Origin of the sequence: Myxococcus sp. AM009 (assembly GCF_013372605.1) — a bacterium.
Taxonomy (GTDB): domain Bacteria; phylum Myxococcota; class Myxococcia; order Myxococcales; family Myxococcaceae; genus Myxococcus; species Myxococcus vastator.
In genome coordinates this window covers 1-17,183 of sequence record NZ_JABXEP010000016.1, presented here as the reverse complement: position 1 = coordinate 17,183, position 17,183 = coordinate 1, and the positions used below count along the sequence as shown (strand labels likewise).

Here is a 17,183-nt window from a genome sequence, read left to right as displayed (position 1 = left end):
GCGAGCCCGCGCGTCAGTGTTTGATGCGTTGCTCGGCCCGCTGAAGCTCCTGCTCGAGCTCCGACAGGGCGTCAGTGGGGGCTGCTGGAGACGCGACGTCCTCCGCGGCCGGTTGCAGTGACTGGGCCAACTCACGGAGCGTGGGATGGTCGAAGAACGTCGTCGCTGGCACCTTGCGCCCCAGCAGCCGCTCCAGCGCCCCCGAGAAGGCCAGCGCATCCACCGAGCTCAGCCCCAGGTGCGTGAAGGGCGCCTGCGCCGTCACGTGCGCATCCGGGAGCCGCAGCTGCCTGGCCAGCCACGCGCGGCCCCAGGCTTCGATGGCACGCCAGTGGAGCCCATCCAGCTCCGGCGCCACGGTGGGCGCGGTCTCGTCGTCGCCGCGTGCGTTCTCCCAGGTGGCCAGCACGGACAGGTCCCCGCGGAGCCAGGCTTCCTTGCTCTGGAGCCGTTGCAGCTTGCCGCTGGTGGTGCGTGGCAGGCCACGCCTGGCGACCAGCACGAAGCGCGACAGCGAGAGTCCGTGCGACTCGCTGATGGCCCGGGCAACGGGGCCGGCGAGCGCCGCGACATCCTCGCCGCTCGCGTCGTCCGGCGCCTCCGCGAGCAGGACGATGCTGTCCTCCGTCTCGCCCTCCGTGCCGAGGGCCACGGTGCTGTCGTCACGCAGCCGCGGCATGGCCGCCACCGCCGTGGACTCGAGGTCCTGGGGGTAGTGGTTCTCGCCGCGGATGATGATGAGCTCCTTGGCCCGGCCGGTGATGAACAGCTCCCCGTGGTCCAGGAAGCCCAGGTCACCCGTGTCCAGGAACCTCGTGCCGTCGCCGCCCGTGAGCAGGTTGTGGAACGTGGCTCGCGTGGCCTCGGCGTTCTCGTAGTAGCCAGGGGACACGGAGGGACCGGCCACCCAGACATGGCCCAACTTTCCGGGTGGGCAGGGCAGGCGCGTGCCTGGGTCGACGATCTCCAGGCGCATCTCGTGCTGTCCCTCCCCGTGGGCCGTCTTGCCGCAGCTCACGAGCAGGCGGCAGTGGGGCGACGTCTCCTCGACGGGCGTCACGGTGCCCCGCTCCAGCGCGTCCCGGTGCAGCGCGAGCACCCGGGAGCGCTGGCCCGTCGTCACGCGCAGCGTGGACTCCGCCAGGCCGAAGCCGCAGTCGAACACGTCATACGAGAAGCCCACGCCCTGATAGGCGTCCGCGAAGGCACGGAGCGTCTCGTACCGGATGGGCTCCGAGCCGGAGACCGCGCAACGGAGCGCGCTCAGGTCCAGGTCCTTGCGGTGCTCCGGCGCGACATGGGTGACACAGCGCTGGTAGCCGAAGTTGGGGCTGCCCGTGTGCGTCGCCCGGTGCTCGGTCAGGGCGCGCAGCCAGGTCAGCGGGTCCTTGATGAAGGACTCCGGCGCGAGCAGCACGGCCCGCGCGCCACTCGTCAACACCGCGAAGAGCGTGAACACCATGCCGAAGTCATGGAACATCGGCAGCCAGCTCACGACCACGCTGGCCTCGGTCAGGCCGAGCGACTGTTGGATGTCCGTGGCGTTGAACAGCGCGTTGCGGTGGCTGATCATCACCCCCTTCGGCGCCGCGGTGCTCCCCGACGTGTACTGCAGATAGGCGGTGTCATGGCGCCGCGCCGGAGGCAGCTCGCCCTGGGGCGCGGCGGCCGTGTGCGTGTCGCTGGCCACCCACTGCACGGAGGCCCAGTCCGGAAGGCCGGACATGGGCCGCAGCAGGGGGAGCAGCTCGCTGCTCGTGAGCACCACCTGGGCCCTGGCGTTGGCGCGGGTGGTGGCCACGCGCCGCACGTCACTCTTCCCGCGCGGCGGACAGAGCGGAACGGGGATGCCACCCGCCAGGAGCACGCCGAAGAAGCCGGCGATGAACTCCAGGCCAGAGGGGTACAGCAGCAGCGCGGTGTCTCCGGGGTCCATGCCGGGCCGCAGCGCCGCGGCGATGGCCGCCGCGCGCTGGTGCAGGGCACCGTAGGTCAACGACGCCACCTGTTCGCCGCGTCCGTCGAGGAAGGAGAAGACTTCCCGGTCCGGCTGCGTCCGGGCCCGGTGCGACAGCAGGTCTTGCAAGGTTTCGAAGCTCATGGGTGCTTCCTCCTGGTGTCAGGACCGCAGGGCCGCGGACACGACGTTGTTCATCATCATCCGGAGCATTCCGCCGGCCGGGAGCCCCGCGTACCGCTGCTTGATGGACTCGGGCGCGGACAGCTTTCCCCACGCGAAGGCGCTGAGCGCGTCCGCCACGCTCCGTCCGTCGAAGTGGTGCCGGGAGGGGTCGGTGAGGCCGAGCGCGGGCGAGACAATCTGCGCGCTCTGCAGCCCGTGGACGATGCGTGCCGTCGCGTCCTTGGAGCTCATTTCACCGCGCTCCACGGCCTCGATGCTGGCCACGGATTCGTCCCACAGCTTCTTGTAGGCGGCCTCGTCGGGGCAGAGCAGGCCCGGGTAGGGCACCTCGTCCATGCCATGGAAGGCGCGCTCGTCGCGCGTCTCCTTGAACTCGAACTTGGCCTTGAGCAGCCGCAGGAAGTCCAGCGCCGCCTCGCCAATCACCCAGACGCGGAAGAAGGCATTCCAGAGCTCGAAGTCGCGGAACGCGATGAACGCGCTGTTGACCAGCTGGTCATTGTGGTTCAGCAGGCCCTGCTGCAGCCGGTCGAAGGTCTCGAAGCGCGAGACGTCGAAGTCGTCTTCCTTCAGCGCGTCGAGCAGGCGCAGCGACAGCGAGTGGACCGACATCATCGTGCCGGCGAGCCCCCGCGAGAAGAGCGGGTCGATGAAGCCGGACGCATGGCCCAGCAGGCAGTAGCGATGCCCGATGGTCCGCTTCGACGAATACTGGAGCCGGGGCACGGAGACCCATTCGCGCACGGAGCGGGCACCGACGAACTGCCGCTCGACGATGGGATTCTCCTTGAGCCAGGCGTTGAACTCCTGCTCCGGCGTCACGCCCTCCGGCACGGGCCACCGCCGTGGGTCCAGTTGGAGGCCCACGCTGCACAGCGGGTTGGTGGACCACTTGTGGTTGTTGAAGGGAATCACCCAGAGCCAGCCGCCGTCGAAGATGTGGTGCAGGGTGCACTGGAACCACGGGACGGGGGACGGCTTGCGCTCGCTGCCCACGAGGACGTCGTCGAAGGGCTTCACGCCAATCATGTGCGTGAAGATGGACCTCGAGTGCGTCTTGCAGCGGGTGGGCGTGTCGCGCAGCGCCTGCTGGCGAGCCACGGGCGAGTTGGGGCCCGCGGCGTCCACCAGGTAGCGGCAGGTGATGCGCTCGTCGCGGTCGCTCACCAGGGTGACCTTGTCCTGGCCCAGGTCGATGTCCTTGATGCGGAGCTGCTGCTTCAAGTCGGAGCCGTAGCGCACGGCGATGTGCGCGACGTAGGCGTCGATGTCCTGCCGGTACCAGTGGGCCTCGGGGCCGTGCAGGATGGGGGAGATGACGAGCTGATTGGAGTAGTCGAGGTCGAAGGGGCGCGACTTGTCGTGGTGGATGAAGGCGAACCCGCGCTTGATGCCAATCCCGCTCGCGATGTGCTTGCGTGCCCCCATGAAGGTGGAGAGCTGCTGGAACTCCGGGATGTCGAACTGCATCCCCAGCAGCTCCAGCATCCCGGAGGTATGGCCCACGGTCGATTCGCCAATGGCGAACTTGGGATGCGAGGCCGCGTCAATCATGACGACCCGGGCGCCACGCCTCGCCAGGATGGTGGCGAGCAAGGAGCCCGAGATACCACTGCCGAGAATGGCGACGTCGTAATCAGTATCCATACCGTTTTTCATGGACGTATTCCTGTTGGATGTGGGCCGGGCCTCCCGCGGCAGCCGGGGGCCCAGCCGTGAGGGGTTCACGCGGCGCGGCGCTCGTGGACCTTGAACAGCAGCGGCCCTGGACGGAGCGTCAGGCTGAAGTCCCGCTTGGGTTCGGGGACACCGACGTATTCGATTCGGAAGCGGCGGGTGAGCAGCGCGAGGACGACCTGCGCCTCGATGACGCCGAAGAAGCGGCCGATGCACATGCGGGGTCCACCGCCAAACGCGACGAAGGCATAGGCCGCGGAGTCATCCAGGTAGCGCTGCGGCCGGAACTCCTCTGGTGCGTCCCAGTACTGGGGGTGCCGGTTGATGAGGTAGGGAACGAGCACGATGCGGCTGCCCGCGGGGATGTGGTAGCCGTCCAACTCGTCATCCAGCGCCACGTCCCGGGGAATCATCCAGCCGGGGGGATACAGCCGCATGCCCTCGTAGAAGACGGCCTCCGCGAAGTTCAGCTTCTCCAGGTCGTCGCGGGTGGGGTGGTCGCTTGTCAGGCTCTGGTCCACCTCCGCCATGAGGCGCTCGTAGGCCTCGGGGTTCTGGGCCAGGAGGAGCCAGGTCCAGGCCATGGACGTCGCCGTCGTCTCGTGCCCCGCGTAGAACGCCGCCAGGACTTCGTCGCGGAGGAGCTCGTCGGACATGCCCGTCTTGTTGTCCTCGTCCTTGGCGTGGATGAGCAGGTCGAGCAGGTCGTGGAACGGACAGCCACCGGCGCCGCGACGCTGGCGAATCATCCCGTTGATGACGCCGTCCACCCGGGTCATGGCCTGGATGAAGCGCCGGGCCCGCCCGCTGCCCAGGCCCAGCGGAAGCTCGACGCTCGCCGGGCTCGCGTAGTCCATGGTGAACATGATGTCCCGGTGGAGCTCGTCACCGTGCTCGCCAATACCGCCCAGGAGCGTGGTGGTGATGATGTCGAGCGCGACACTGCGCATGTCGGCCGACACGTCGATGGTCGACCCGTCGCGCGCCGCCTTCTCCCAGCGCCTGGCGATGACCTCCACGGACCTGGCGATGGCGGGCGTGAACTGGAGCAGGCTCTCCCGGGAGTAGGCCGGGTCCATGAGCCGGCGCTGGCGCTTCCACAGCTCCGAGTTGCTCGTCGTCAATCCATAGCCAGACACCAGCCGGCTGCGCTCCCACGTCTTGCCCTTGATGTAGTTGTTCCGGTTCTCGACGAAGACGTAGTGGAAGTGCTCTTTCTTCATCGACAGGTGCCAGGTGTCGACGCCGAAATCGAGCCGGACCAGATCGCCGTAGCGAGTCCACAGGTCGCGGACGACCTTCTCCATGCCTCCGCGAGCCATTGAGTACATCATCCGGGGCAGCGTCTGATACCCGGGCCCCGGCGCGTGACGGCGGCGCAGCCCTCCCGTGGGGCTGTCGTTGTATTCACGGAGGATGGTGTGGAGATAGCCTTCGCTCTTGGACGCCATGATGACTTGTCGCTTTCGTTGAAATGGGTCGAATCCGTCTCGCGGTGGACGCCGTGCCTCAGGCGCCGGCGCGCCGGAGGGTGATGCCGGACCAGATGAACCAGATGGGGGCCACGAGGATGCCGGCGATCACCGCGCCCAGCTCCTGGAGCACCATGATGCGTCCCGCGATGCCAACCACGACCATCGCGTAACCCGCGGTGGCGACGAAGGACAGGGCGGTCAGCGGCTTGGACAGGATGCCTGCCTTGAGGCTCGCCAGGGCAATGGTCAGCGTCCAGAGCCCCAAGGCGCCGAACCGCATATAGGTGCCAGGGTCCAGGCGCGACACGCTGTAGGTGAATTCGATCATCTGCCGCGTGGCCGCATCCCCCGTCGCCCACTGCTGGGCCAGGTGGGGCAGGGTGGCCAGGAGCCGCGAGCCGTCCACGCCAGTAATGACATACGCGCTGGCGCCCAGGATGGCGCCCCAGTTGACCCAGCCCGCGTTCTCGTCACGGCGCACGAAGGTGCTCAGCGCGACGACGAAGCCGACACCCGTGAAGCCGCTCAGGATGTAGGCGGCCTGCCGGACGATGAAGGGCGTGAGGTTGGATGCCAGGCCTTGCCAGTACTCGGGCGTCGTCGTGGTGGCCGTCGCCTTGGCCGCGCCGGGGTCCACCACCATGGAGCCGGCGATGACGATGTAGAGCAGGCCCGTCAGGACGCCGCAGATGCCGCCAAATCGATAGGCAGTGGAAGTCTTGTCCATGGGTTGCTCCGTCATCAGGGTGATTCCGGGAAGCCGAAGAGCTGGTTGGCGGTGGGGGCTTCAATCAGGCGCTTCAGGCGCCGGAAGTCGACGGCGATCTCCCTGCGGAAGACCACGATGCCCGCGCGCAGCAGCGCCGAATACGCCGCATTCAGGAGCCGCTGGCCCAGCGTCGCGGAGGCCCCGGCCTCCGCCGCGCCCTTGGTGCCAATCCGCGCTTCGACGTCAATCCGCGTGCCGCCGTCTGCGGACTCGAGCACGTACTTGCCCCAGAAGGTGAAGGGGCCCGCGGTGCCACGGAACTCGCCCAGGTGCGGCGGCTCCAGGCGCAGAATCTCCACCGTCGCGTCGGAGCGGCGCCCCATGAGCTGACGGGAGACCTGGTAGCGCGTCCCCGCGCCCACGGGGCCGTCATTCACCTGGCGGAACTCGATGACCTCCGGGCGCCACTTGCTCTCGTGTCGCTCCGGATCCGCCAGCACGGTGAAGACGTCTTCCCGCCGCCGGAGGATGTGAATGGAATGGGTGATTTTGTCATGACTCATGAATGTCTTCCTCTCCCCACGCGAAGAGTGGGAGGCAGGGGCAGGTAGCGGGGGCGGTCCATCAAGAGACGGGCGTAGTCGGTGTCTTGCTTCAAGGCCTGCTCTTCCAGGTCCGTCCGGTGAACCAGGAGCGCCGTGTAGACACAGCCAAAGACAGCGGACGTGAGGTAGGCGCCGTGGACGAGCGGCAGGGCGAACATCTCCACCATGACGGCGAAGACGCTCGGGTGGCGGCAACAGCGGTAGATGCCTCGGTCGACCACGCCCAGCTCGGGCAGGGTGAGGAGGCCCAGCGTCCACTGCAAGCCGAGCGCCTGCATCGACGCGTAGCGCAGGGCCTGGGCGAGCAGCACCGCGGTGGCCATGGCGATGCCGAGCGGCGCCTGGAAGGGGCGGTCCAGCGCCCAGACTTCCAGCAGCATGGCCGCGAACCACGCCATGTGGAGCACGAGCATGCGGCGTGAGAGCGCACGGGGCGTGTGGTCCTTCGCGCCGCGCTCCCGCAGCGCGGCCGTGTTGCGGTCGCTGAAGCGTTGCTCCAGGCCGCGCTGGAGGAAGACGAGGACGACCAGCAGCGTGAAGCCGGCCTGCGTCACCATTGAAGCAGCACCAGTTCCTCGGAGAAGCCGGGCCCCATGGCGGTGAGCAGCCCCAGGTCGCCGGCGCTGGCGCTGTTCGCGTCATGGTGCTGGCCCAGCATGTAGAGCACCGTCGCCGACGACAGGTTGCCCACGTCGTTCAGCACGCTCCAACTGGAGGCGAGCGCGGCGTCCGGGAGCCGGGTGGTTGCCTGGAGCTCCTGGAGGACCTTGGGGCCACCGGGGTGGATGAACCAGTGGGCGATGCGTGACGCGTCCAGCGCGTGCTCGGCGAGCAACCCGCCCAGGCCCTCCGCGAAGGTACGTGACGCCAGCGCTGGCACGTCGACGCCCAGCACGTTGCGAGGGCCCGCGTCCTCCATGTTCATGCCCATGAGGCCGACGGTGCCGGGGACGAACACGGAGCGGGTGTCGAAGACCCGGGGGCCTGGCCTCGTCGCCAGCGGGTGCTCGTCACCCACCAAGAGGAGCGCGGCCGCGCCGTCGCCGAACAGGGACGCCGCCACGATTTGCGAGAGGATGATGGGGTACACCTCTGATTCGCGCTGGAGCTGCTCGAGCAGGTGTTCGAGGTCACGCTGGAGCGGACCCGCCCAGATGCTCGAGCCCATCTCCACGCCCAGGAGGATGGCGGCCTCGCGTGGATGTCCCCGCAGGTAGTCCGTCACCCGGGAGATGCCCGCGGCGCCCGCCTGGCACCCGAGCCCGAGGAGGGGCGCGCGCTTGAGGTCCCCGCGAAACCCGAACCGGTTCATCATCTCCGCGTCCACCGAGGGGATGGACATCACGGAGGTGACGGACGTGAGCTGGGTGATGTCCGACGCGGCGACGCCGGACTTCTCGAAGAGGCTCGCGAGCGCGCTCGCGCAGAGCGCGTTTCGCTCCTCCACCATCCGCCGGTGTCCCCGGCCGATGTCCGGGGGCTCATAGAAGGAGTCGAGCGGGATGGCGAAGTGCCGCCCCCGCACCTTCGCGTTCTTGAAGATGTCCGCGACGAGCCAGAGCCCCTCGAAGGGACGCTCCAGCGACGCGATGAAGTGTTCGAGCGTCTGCGCGAGGAGCGCCTGCTCGTAGTAGGTGCTGGGCAGCGCGCTGGCCGTGGCGATGATGCGAGGCATGGGGGCTCCTACTCGCGCGTGCGCGGCGTCATGCGTGCGCGCAGCTGGTCGACGAGTTCCTGGGCATGCTGCTGGAGGAAGAAGTGGCCTCCCGGGAGCACATGGACGTGTGCTCCCGCGGAGGTCAGCTCCGACCAGCGGGAGAGGTGCTCGACAGGAACACGGGGGTCCGACGCTCCCGCGAACACGTCGATGGGGCAGGGCAGGGGTGGACGGCGGGCGTGGACGTGCGTCCCCAGCACGCTGAAGTCCGCGCGGAGCACGGGCAGGAAGCCACTCATGAGGTCGCGCTCGGCGAGCACCTGCTCGGGCGTCCCACCCATGCGGCGCAGCTCTTCGATGAGGCGCTCGTCGCTCAGCCGGAAGAGGGGGCGCTCCACCACGGCATGGGGCGCTCCCCGCGCGCCGACGAAGAGGTGGCGCGGTGGAGGCCGTCCGTCCGCGATGAGCCGAGCGCTGACTTCATACGCGAGCACCGCGCCGAAGCTGTGGCCGTAGAAGGCATACGGGACATCGAGCAGCGGGGACAGCGCCTCCACGAGCGCGGAGACCAGCGGCGCCATCCGCTGGAAGGCCGGCTCATCGCGGCGCGTCTCACGGCCGGGGAGTTGGATGGGGAGGACCTCGATGTCCTCCTCGCCAAGGAGCCCGGGCCACGAGCGGTAGGCCGATGCGCCTCCTCCCGCGAAGGGCAGGCAGAACAGCCGCGCGCTCGGCGCCGTCCGCCGGGGACGCCGCAGCGGGAACCAGCCGTCCTGCATCAGCACGCCACCCAGAGAAGCTGGCTCCACCGGGCCAGGGGCGGGCGTTGGGAGGGGCTCGACGCTCGTGGGCGGAGCGGTGAGGGGCCGCGAGGGCTCCAGCTCCGCGAGCACCCGCTCCGCCAACTCGTTCACGCTCAACCCCGGGAGCTGGACGGAGGCGGGCAGCGCGACCTGGAGCTGGGAGCGCAACCAGTTGCGGACCATCAACGTCAACATCGACGTGAAGCCCACCTCCTGGAGCTTCTGGTCCCGGGGCAGCCGGCTCGCGGAGATGCCGAGTGTTCGCGCTACCTCTTCGTGGACCTGCTGCGTCAGTTGCTCGCGCCGCGCTTCGGGCGTCAGGGCGGCGTCTTGCAACGCGAAGGGCGCGTCCGGGGCCGCGGTCGTCCGCGGCGGGGCCGGTTCGCTCACGAGCGCGGCGCCTCCTCCACGAAGCTGCGCGGAGAAGGACTCCATGAGCCGGGCGAACTCGTCACGCACGACGGACCGCACGTCGCCTTCGGGGCCCCGCGGTTCGGGAGGCGCCACCTGCTTGCGCCAGGGGCCCACGCCGGCCTGGAACCAGTGACGCTCTGGCTGCCAGGGGTGGTTGGGGTAGTCCACGCAGCGGCTGTCCGAGCCATGCACCGAGGCCCAATCCGGCGTCAGCCCCTCCGTGTGCAGCTCCGCCAGGGACGCGAGCAGGGCCGCCCGCGAGGGCTGGTCCCGGCGGAGGGTGGCGACGCAGCGAGGCGTGTTGGCAAGCGACGCGAAGGTGGGCGTGAGCACCGGGTGTCCGCTGACCTCCACGAACAAGGCCCGCGGCCCCTCCGAGATGGCGGCCACCGTTGGAGCGAACCGCACCATCTGTCGGAGGTTGCGAGCCCAGTAGTCCGCATCCAGCCGCGTCCCCTCCACCCGCTCCCCTTCGACCGTGGAGTAGAAGTCGAGCGTGCCTTCCGAGGGGCGCACGTCCGCGAGCAGCTCCCGGAAGTCTGGAAGGAGCTCGTCCACCTGGGGGCAGTGGGAAGCGAAGTCCACGCCCACGCGCCGGCAGAAGGTGCCGTCCTCGGAGATGCGGGCCGCCAGCGCGTCGAGCGCGGCGTTCTCTCCCGACAGCAGCACGGTGTCCGGCCCGTTGATGGCCGCCACGCCCACGCGGTCCTCGAAGCCGCGCAGCGCCTGCCGTGCCGCCTCCAGCCCCAGGCCAGCCACCAGCATGCCGCCCTTGCCCCGGAGCCGTGGCAGCAACCGCGCCCGCGCGCTGACCACCCGCGCCGCGTCCCGGAGGTCCAGGCACCCGGCGACGTGCGCGGCGGCAATCTCGCCCATGCTGTGGCCCACCACGCCAGTCGGGATGACGCCCCAGGCGCGGAGCTGCTCGGCCAGGGAGACCTGCAGCGCGAAGAGGATGGGCTGCACGCGTTCGGCCGCGGACAGCCACGCCTCCGTGTCCGTGTCGGAGGCCAGCCGCTCCAGGACGGACCAGCCCAGGAACGGCTGGAGGCAGGCGTCCACTTCCTTCAGCTTGCGCTGGAAGGCGCCGTCTTCGCCCAGCAGGTCTCTCGCCATGCCCAGCCACTGCGAGCCCTGTCCGGAGAAGACGAAGATGCAGCGCGGGGCGCGGTCGCCCGCCTCGGGACCGATGAAGATTCCCGGTGCGCGCTCGTGGGCGACGCAGGCGTCGAGCAGCGTGCGCAGCTCCTCCGGTGTGCTGGCCAGGAGCCCCGCGCGCCACCTCAGGTGCTCGCGGTGCAGCGCGGAGGTATGGCACAGGTCGCGCAGTGCGGCCGGGGTCGCGGTCTGGAGGTAGGGCCGCAGGGCCTCGATGCGTCGCTCGAGGCCTTCCTTCGAACCCGCGGAGACCAGCAGCAGGTGCGCGCCGGCATCAACGGATTCGGGAACGACCCTGACGGGGGCTGGCCCGAGCACGATGTGGACGTTGGTTCCCGAGACGCCGAACGAGTTCACCCCCGCCGCGGGCCTGCCTTCCGGCCACGGCATGCAGGTGGTGGGGACGCGCAGGTTGAACGCCTCCCAGTCGACGTTCGGACCAGGCTTCTGGAAGTGCAGATGCGGGGGAATCTCGCGGTGGTGGAGCGAGAGGATGGTCTTGAGCAGCCCGGCGATTCCCGCCGCCGCTTCGGTGTGACCCAGGTTCGTCTTCACCGAGCCCACGTAGAGCGCTTCCGCAGAGGCGCGCTCCGGCCGGAGGACCTCGCCCAGGGCCTGGAGCTCTATCGGGTCGCCCAGGGGCGTGCCCGTGCCATGGGCCTCCACGTAGCCCACCTCTCGTGGCGGCGTTCCCGCGCCTTCGAGGGTGCGGGCAATCAACGCGGCCTGCGCCGCGCCGTTGGGCGCCGTCAGCCCGTTGCTGCGGCCGTCCTGGTTGGTGGCCGAGCCGCGAATCACCGCGAAGACGCGGTCCGACGGCGTCACGCTCGACAGGCGCTTGAGCACGACGATGCCGCAGCCCTCGCTGCGCACATAGCCATCCGCGGCGGCGTCAAACGTCCGGCAGCGTCCCGTTGGAGAGAGCGCGCCCGTCTGGGCCAGGCAGACGCTCGTCTCGGTGGAGGCGATGACGTTGACGCCTCCCGCCAGCGCGACGTCGCACTCGCCCTGCCGCAGGCTCTGACACGCGAGGTGGACGGACATCAGCGACGATGAGCAGGCGGTGTCGACGATGAGGGACGGACCGCGCAGCCCCAGTTGGTAGGAAATCCGGCCGCTGGCCACGTTCACCGCGGCGCCCGTCAGCGAGTACGCGTCCAGTGACGCGTTCGCCTTCAGCATCGCGACGGGGTAGTCGTTGTTGCCCGCAATCCCCACGAAGACGCCGGTGGCGCTCTTCTGGAGTCGTCCCGGGGGAATGCCCGCGTGTTCGAGCGCCTCCCAGCTCACCTGGAGCAGCAGCCGCTGCTGCGGGTCCATGCTGGCGGCTTCTCGCGGAGGAATGCCGAAGAAGGCGGCGTCGAAGCGGTCCACGTCGTCCAGGAAGGCGCCGTGACGGCAATAGCTCTTGCCCGGCACGCCCGGGTTCGGGTCGTAGACCTCGTCGAACGGCCACCGCTCGGGCGGGAGCTCCCCCACCGCGTCCCGCCCGCCGCGCAAGAACGCCCAGTAGTCATTGGCGTCCCGGATGCCGCCGGGAAAGCGGCAGGCCATGCCGACGACGGCGATGGGCTCGCGTTGCTGGGCGAGCACCTGGTTGAGCCGGGCCTTCGTCGCCTCCAGCGCCATCAGCGCTCGCTCCAGCGTGCTGGCCTCTGCGTTGCTACTCACATCACGCATGTCGTGGGTTCTCCGCGTCGAGCTCATTCGCTGCCCAGCTCCAGACCTTCGCCAATCAAGGCGTCAATCTGCTCCGGGGTCATTTGCCGCACGCGCTCCAGGGCGTCCTGGCCGCGCGGTGTCCGGCGGGTCTCCGCGGCGGTGACCACCGGCGGCGCCGCCAGCCCGGTCGTCTCCATCAGGACGTCGACCAGGCTCTCCACGGTGGGGTGGTTGAAGAACATGGGGAGCGCGAGCGTCTGTCCCAGGGCACGGGCCAGCGCGTTGCGCAGCTCGACGACCATCAGCGAGTCCATGCCGAACTCGCGCATGGGCTTGGACTCCGGCAGCGGCTCCGCTTCGTCCCACGCCATCACCCGCCGCACCTGGCTGGCGACCAGCGTTTTGAGCAGCTCTCGCCGGCGGGCTCCAGTGGCCTGCCGCAGTCGAAGGCGGAGCGCGTGGGCCTCCGCCTCCACTTCGGACGCCGTGTGCCCGCCCACGAGCTCCCACAGGAGCCCGCGCGCCATCCGGGGCCCGAGGCTCCGTGCCACCTGCTCCCAGTTCGCGGAGAGGACCACGGCGCGTGCGTCGGGGATGGCGCCCAGAAGGCCGGCGAGCGCGGAGCACGCACGCTCCACCGGGAGCTGCTCGAGGCCCTGCCGCGCGAGCCGTCGGCGGTTGTCGTCCCCCAACCCGGCGGCCATGCCCGCCTCCGCCCAGGGGCCCCAGTTGATGCTGAGCGCGGGCAGGCCGAGGTCCTTGCGGTGCTCGGCCAGCGCGTCGAGCCCCGCATTCGCGGCGGCATAGTTGGCCTGGCCCTGGGGGCCGAGCAGCGCGGCCACGGACGAGAAGAGCACGAAGAAGTCCAGCGGCTGTTCTCGCGTCAGCGCATGCAGGTTCCAGGCGCCCACCAGCTTCGGCTCGAACACCTTCTGGAAGCGCTCCCAGGACTGCTCCAGGAGGATGCCGTCATCCAGCACGCCTGCTGCGTGAAGGACGCCGCCGAGCGCCGGGGCGTCGCGGAGGCTGTCGAGGCCGCGCGACAGCTCCCGCGCATCGGCGACGTCGCATCGCAGGTAGCGGACCTGGACGCTCTCGTCTCGCAGCGAGTCCATCCAGGCACGCGCCGCGCCATCCGGTTCGCTCCGGCCCATGAGCACCAGGCTCCGCGCGCCCAGGGAGACCAGCGTCTGCGCGGCGCGCCGGCCGAGCGCGCCGAGCCCGCCCGTCAGCAGGTAGCTCCGGTCCTCGCGCACGGCGGGGGGCCGCGCGTGGTCCTGGAGCGTTGCGCGTCGCAGCCGTCCCGCGAAGAGCCGGCCCCCCCGGATGACGACCTCGGGCTCATTCACGCCGAGCGCCTTCACCAGCGTGTCCCCGTCCGTCCCGGCGCTGGCGGGGTCCAGGTCGATGACCCGCGTCGAGGCCTCGTGCAGCTCACTTCGCAGCACGCGCATCAGTCCCCAGAGCGGCGCCTGCGCGGCTTGCGCCACCGGCCCTTCACAGCGCTGCGCGCCACGGGTGAGGAGCACCAGCCGGGGGAGCGCGGGAACCGCGCCCGACATCAGGCGCTGGATGAGCGCGAGCAGGGGTCGGTACACGCGTGCCTGTGCGTCCGCCGACGCCGAGGTCAGCTCCAGCCCTCCCAGGAAGAGCAGCTCGGAGAAGGCGCTCCGACGCAGCCTCTCGATGAGCGCGTCGAGCTCGGGGCCTTGCTCCGACGCGAGTGAGGCCACCTGGACGGGCCGCCCGTGGGCGCGGAGCGTGGCGGCCAGGGGCTCGGCGTGCTCGAGGCTGGGGGCGATGAGCAGCAGCGGGCGTTCGTCCGCAGTGGGCCGCGTGGACACGTCCAGCTCACTCCAGCCCAGGGTGTAGGCGTGCTCATGGGCGGACGGCGAAGCTCCGGGCGTGGGCTGGCGCGGTGGGGCGGTGGGCCAGAAGCGGCGGGGCCGGAAGGGATAACGCGGCGCGGGAACGAAGCGCGCCTGGGTGCCCGTCATCACTCCCCGCCAGTCCACCGGGACGCCGCGGAGCCCCAGCTCGCCTGCGCTCTGCAGCAGTTGCCGACTGTCACCCCCCTTGGCATTGAGCGAGCGAAGCCAGAGGGTGTCATGGGCAGGGGACGCAGCGCCCTCGGGCACTTCGATGCACTGCTGGGCCATTCCGAGGAGCGTGGCGCCCGGGCCAAGCTCGATGACGGTGTCGCACTTGAGGCGCTGGAGGGTGCGGATGCTCTCCAGGAAGCGCACCGGCTCGCGCGAGTGGCGTCGCAGGTAGCGGGCATCGAGCATGCCGCCGCGTGGAAGCACCTCCCCGGTGAGGTTGCAGACCAGGTCGAGCCGTGACGGCTGGAAGGTGACGGCCCCCGCCTCGTGTTCGAAGGCGTCCAGCATGGGCTCCAGCAGCGAGGAGTGGAACGCATGGGAGACGCGCAGCACCTGGCTGCGGACGCCCTCTTGCTCGAAGCGGGCCAGCACCGCCTCCACGCCACTCGCCGGACCGCTGACCACGGTGCTCTCGGGCCCGTTGATGGCGGCGAGGTCCACGCCGCCGCCGAGCTGCTCCAGCACGCTCGCGACGCGCGCCGCGCTGGCGAACACCGCGCCCATGGCGCCTCCGGCGGGCAGTGCCTGCATGAGCCGACCGCGCACGGCGATGAGCCCGAGCGCCTGCTCGAAGTCGAGGCACCCGGCCGCCCACGCCGCGGCGTACTCGCCCACGCTGTGGCCCATGACGAAGCGGGGCTCCACGCCCCAGGCGCGCCAGAGCTTCGTCAGCGCGTATTGCAGGGAGAAGAGAGCGGGCTGCGTGTTCGCCGTTGCGTGGATGTCCCCCGCGTCGGCGTAGAGCACGTCGAGCAGCGGGAGCGCGAAGGACTCGCGCAGGAGCCGGTCGCATTCATCCAGTGCGTCCCGGAACACGGGCTCGCTCTCGTAGAGCTCGCGCCCCATGCCGCGGTATTGGGAGCCCTGCCCGGTGAAGAGGAAGGCCACGTTCGCGCGGCGCGGTTGCGCGAGGACCTGCTCGCGGACGCTGGGGCTGCTGGTGCCGCGGGCGAAGGCCGCGAGGTGCTCGGCCGCCTTTCGAGGACTGTCCTCCACGAGCGCGAGCCGGTGCGGCAGGGCGGACCGGCCGACGTTGGCGGTCAGGGCCAGGTCGGGCCACTCGGACTCGGGCACGGAGGCCAGGTGGTCCGAATAGCGCAGGGCCAGCGCTCGCAGGGCCTCGTCGCTGCGCGCCGACAGGAGGAGGGGCTGCACCGGCCGCGAGGGCTTCGTCCGCCGCTCTTCGTCCGGCGGGGCTTCCTGGACGATGACGTGCGCGATGGTGCCGCTCATGCCGAAGGAGCTCACGCCCGCCATGCGAGGGGAGCCGTCCGTGTCCCAGGGCTCCAGCTCCCGGACGACGCGCAGGGGCAGGTCCTCCCAGGCGAAGGCCGGATTCCCGCGCTGGAAGTGCAGGTGCGCGGGCAACTGGCGGTGCCTCATGGCCAGGATGACCTTGATGAGGCCCGCGACGCCCGCCGCCGACTCCAGGTGGCCGATGTTGGTCTTCACCGAGCCGACCCGGAGCGCGTCTGGCCTGGCGCGTCCCTGGCCGTATACCGCGTTGAGCGCTTCCAACTCGACGGGGTCGCCCAGTGGCGTTCCCGTTCCGTGCGCTTCGACGTACTGCACCTCCGCGGGCCGCACGTCCGCGGACGCCAGGGCCTGCCGCAGCACCTGTTGCTGCGCGATACCGTTAGGCGCCGTGAGGCCCGCGCTCGCGCCGTCATGCGCCACCGCCGAGCCACGCACCACCGCCAGGATGCGGTTCCCATCCCGGCGCGCCGCCGACAGGCGCTTGAGGACCAGCACTCCTACGCCTTCACCGCGGCCGATTCCCTGCGCCGCGGCATCGAAGGTCCGGCAGCGGCCATCTGGTGAGAGCACCTTCGTCTGCGACAGGAGCACGCTCGTGACGGGTGACAGCAGGAGGTTGACGCCCGCGGCCAGCGCGACGTCGCATTCCCCGGCGCGCAGGCTCTGACACGCCACATGCGTGGAGACCAGGGAGGAGGCACACGCGGCGTCCACAGCGAACGCGGGGCCCTGGAGGCCCAGCAGGTAGGAGACGCGCCCCGCCGCGAAGTTCAGGGGACTGCCGGTCGTCGTGTACGCGTCGAGCCCGTCCAGCCCGAGCCGCGCGAGCTGCTCCTGGAAGTAGTCGCTCGCGGTGATGCCCACGAAGACACCGGTCCGCCCGCCGTGCAGGCGCTCCGGTGCGAGCGCCGCGTCCTCCAGGGCGTGCCAGCACGTCTCCAGGAGGAGGCGGTGCTGGGGATCCATGGCCAGCGCCTCGCGGGGAGACACGCCGAAGAAGTCGGCATCGAAGTGCTCCACGTCGGAGAGGAAGCCGCCCTCGCGGTTGTAGATCTTCCCTGGGGCCCCGGGCTCCGGGTCGTAGAAGGCGTCCACGTCCCAGCGGCCTTCCGGCACGGGGCTGACGCAGTCGCGCTGCTCCTGGAGTGCTTGCCAGAACGCTTCAACGGAGCTGGCGCCGGGCATCCGGCAGGCCATGCCGACGACGGCGATGGGTTCCGGGCGGCTCACCTTCAGCCGCTCGACCTCCGCGCGCAGCTTCTGGATGACCGCGGCCGCCTGCTTCAAGCGCGCGACGTGTGGATCGGGCTTCTCTTCCATGGATTCGGAGTCCCCCGCTCGGGGTTGCAGGAAAGCGTCAGTCGATGAGGTGGGTGAGGTCGGCGAGCTGCTCGTCGAGGAACCGCTCGAGTTCCGCCTGGCCCATGTCCTCGATGGAGGCCGGGCTCCCGCTCCCACCGGAGAGCTTCGGGCGGGCGGCGAGGACGTTCCGCAGGGAAGGGCCGCTCCCGGGCATGGGGG

The 17,183-nt window shown here is 70.2% G+C and carries 9 protein-coding genes; all 9 read right to left on the bottom strand.

Annotated elements, in window-relative coordinates; all coding sequences use genetic code 11:
- Positions 1 to 13 precede the first annotated feature (13 nt).
- Entirely contained in the window at positions 14 to 2,101 is a 2,088-nt protein-coding gene (locus HV824_RS06415; protein WP_176422892.1) for an AMP-binding protein, read from the bottom strand.
- Positions 2,102 to 2,119: 18 nt separating this feature from the next.
- Complete coding sequence (locus HV824_RS06410; RefSeq protein ID WP_176422891.1) at positions 2,120 to 3,790, bottom strand: NAD(P)/FAD-dependent oxidoreductase; 1,671 nt, start codon at positions 3,788 to 3,790, stop codon at positions 2,120 to 2,122.
- A gap of 77 nt (positions 3,791 to 3,867) precedes the next feature.
- Positions 3,868 to 5,271, bottom strand: coding sequence for a cytochrome P450 (locus HV824_RS06405; protein ID WP_176418068.1), 1,404 nt, complete (start codon positions 5,269 to 5,271; stop codon positions 3,868 to 3,870).
- A 58-nt stretch (positions 5,272 to 5,329) separates the two neighbouring features.
- Positions 5,330 to 6,022: a DUF4386 family protein gene (locus tag HV824_RS06400; protein ID WP_176422890.1), complete on the bottom strand. Its 693-nt coding sequence runs from the start codon at positions 6,020 to 6,022 to the stop codon at positions 5,330 to 5,332.
- A gap of 14 nt (positions 6,023 to 6,036) precedes the next feature.
- Positions 6,037 to 6,567: an SRPBCC family protein gene (locus HV824_RS06395; RefSeq protein ID WP_176418066.1), complete on the bottom strand. Its 531-nt coding sequence runs from the start codon at positions 6,565 to 6,567 to the stop codon at positions 6,037 to 6,039.
- On the bottom strand, positions 6,564 to 7,166 hold the full coding sequence (locus HV824_RS06390) for an isoprenylcysteine carboxyl methyltransferase family protein (RefSeq protein WP_176418065.1): 603 nt from the start codon (positions 7,164 to 7,166) through the stop codon (positions 6,564 to 6,566). The genes HV824_RS06395 and HV824_RS06390 overlap by 4 nt, the downstream gene beginning before the upstream one ends.
- On the bottom strand, positions 7,160 to 8,284 hold the full coding sequence (locus tag HV824_RS06385; protein WP_176422889.1) for a type III polyketide synthase: 1,125 nt from the start codon (positions 8,282 to 8,284) through the stop codon (positions 7,160 to 7,162). The genes HV824_RS06390 and HV824_RS06385 overlap by 7 nt, the downstream gene beginning before the upstream one ends.
- 8 nt (positions 8,285 to 8,292) lie before the next feature.
- Positions 8,293 to 12,321 carry a type I polyketide synthase gene (locus HV824_RS06380; protein ID WP_176422888.1) on the bottom strand — a complete coding sequence of 1,343 codons (4,029 nt, stop codon included), beginning with the start codon at positions 12,319 to 12,321 and terminating at the stop codon, positions 8,293 to 8,295.
- Positions 12,322 to 12,344: 23 nt separating this feature from the next.
- On the bottom strand, positions 12,345 to 16,982 hold the full coding sequence (locus tag HV824_RS06375) for a type I polyketide synthase (RefSeq protein WP_176422887.1): 4,638 nt from the start codon (positions 16,980 to 16,982) through the stop codon (positions 12,345 to 12,347).
- Positions 16,983 to 17,183: the final 201 nt, after the last annotated feature.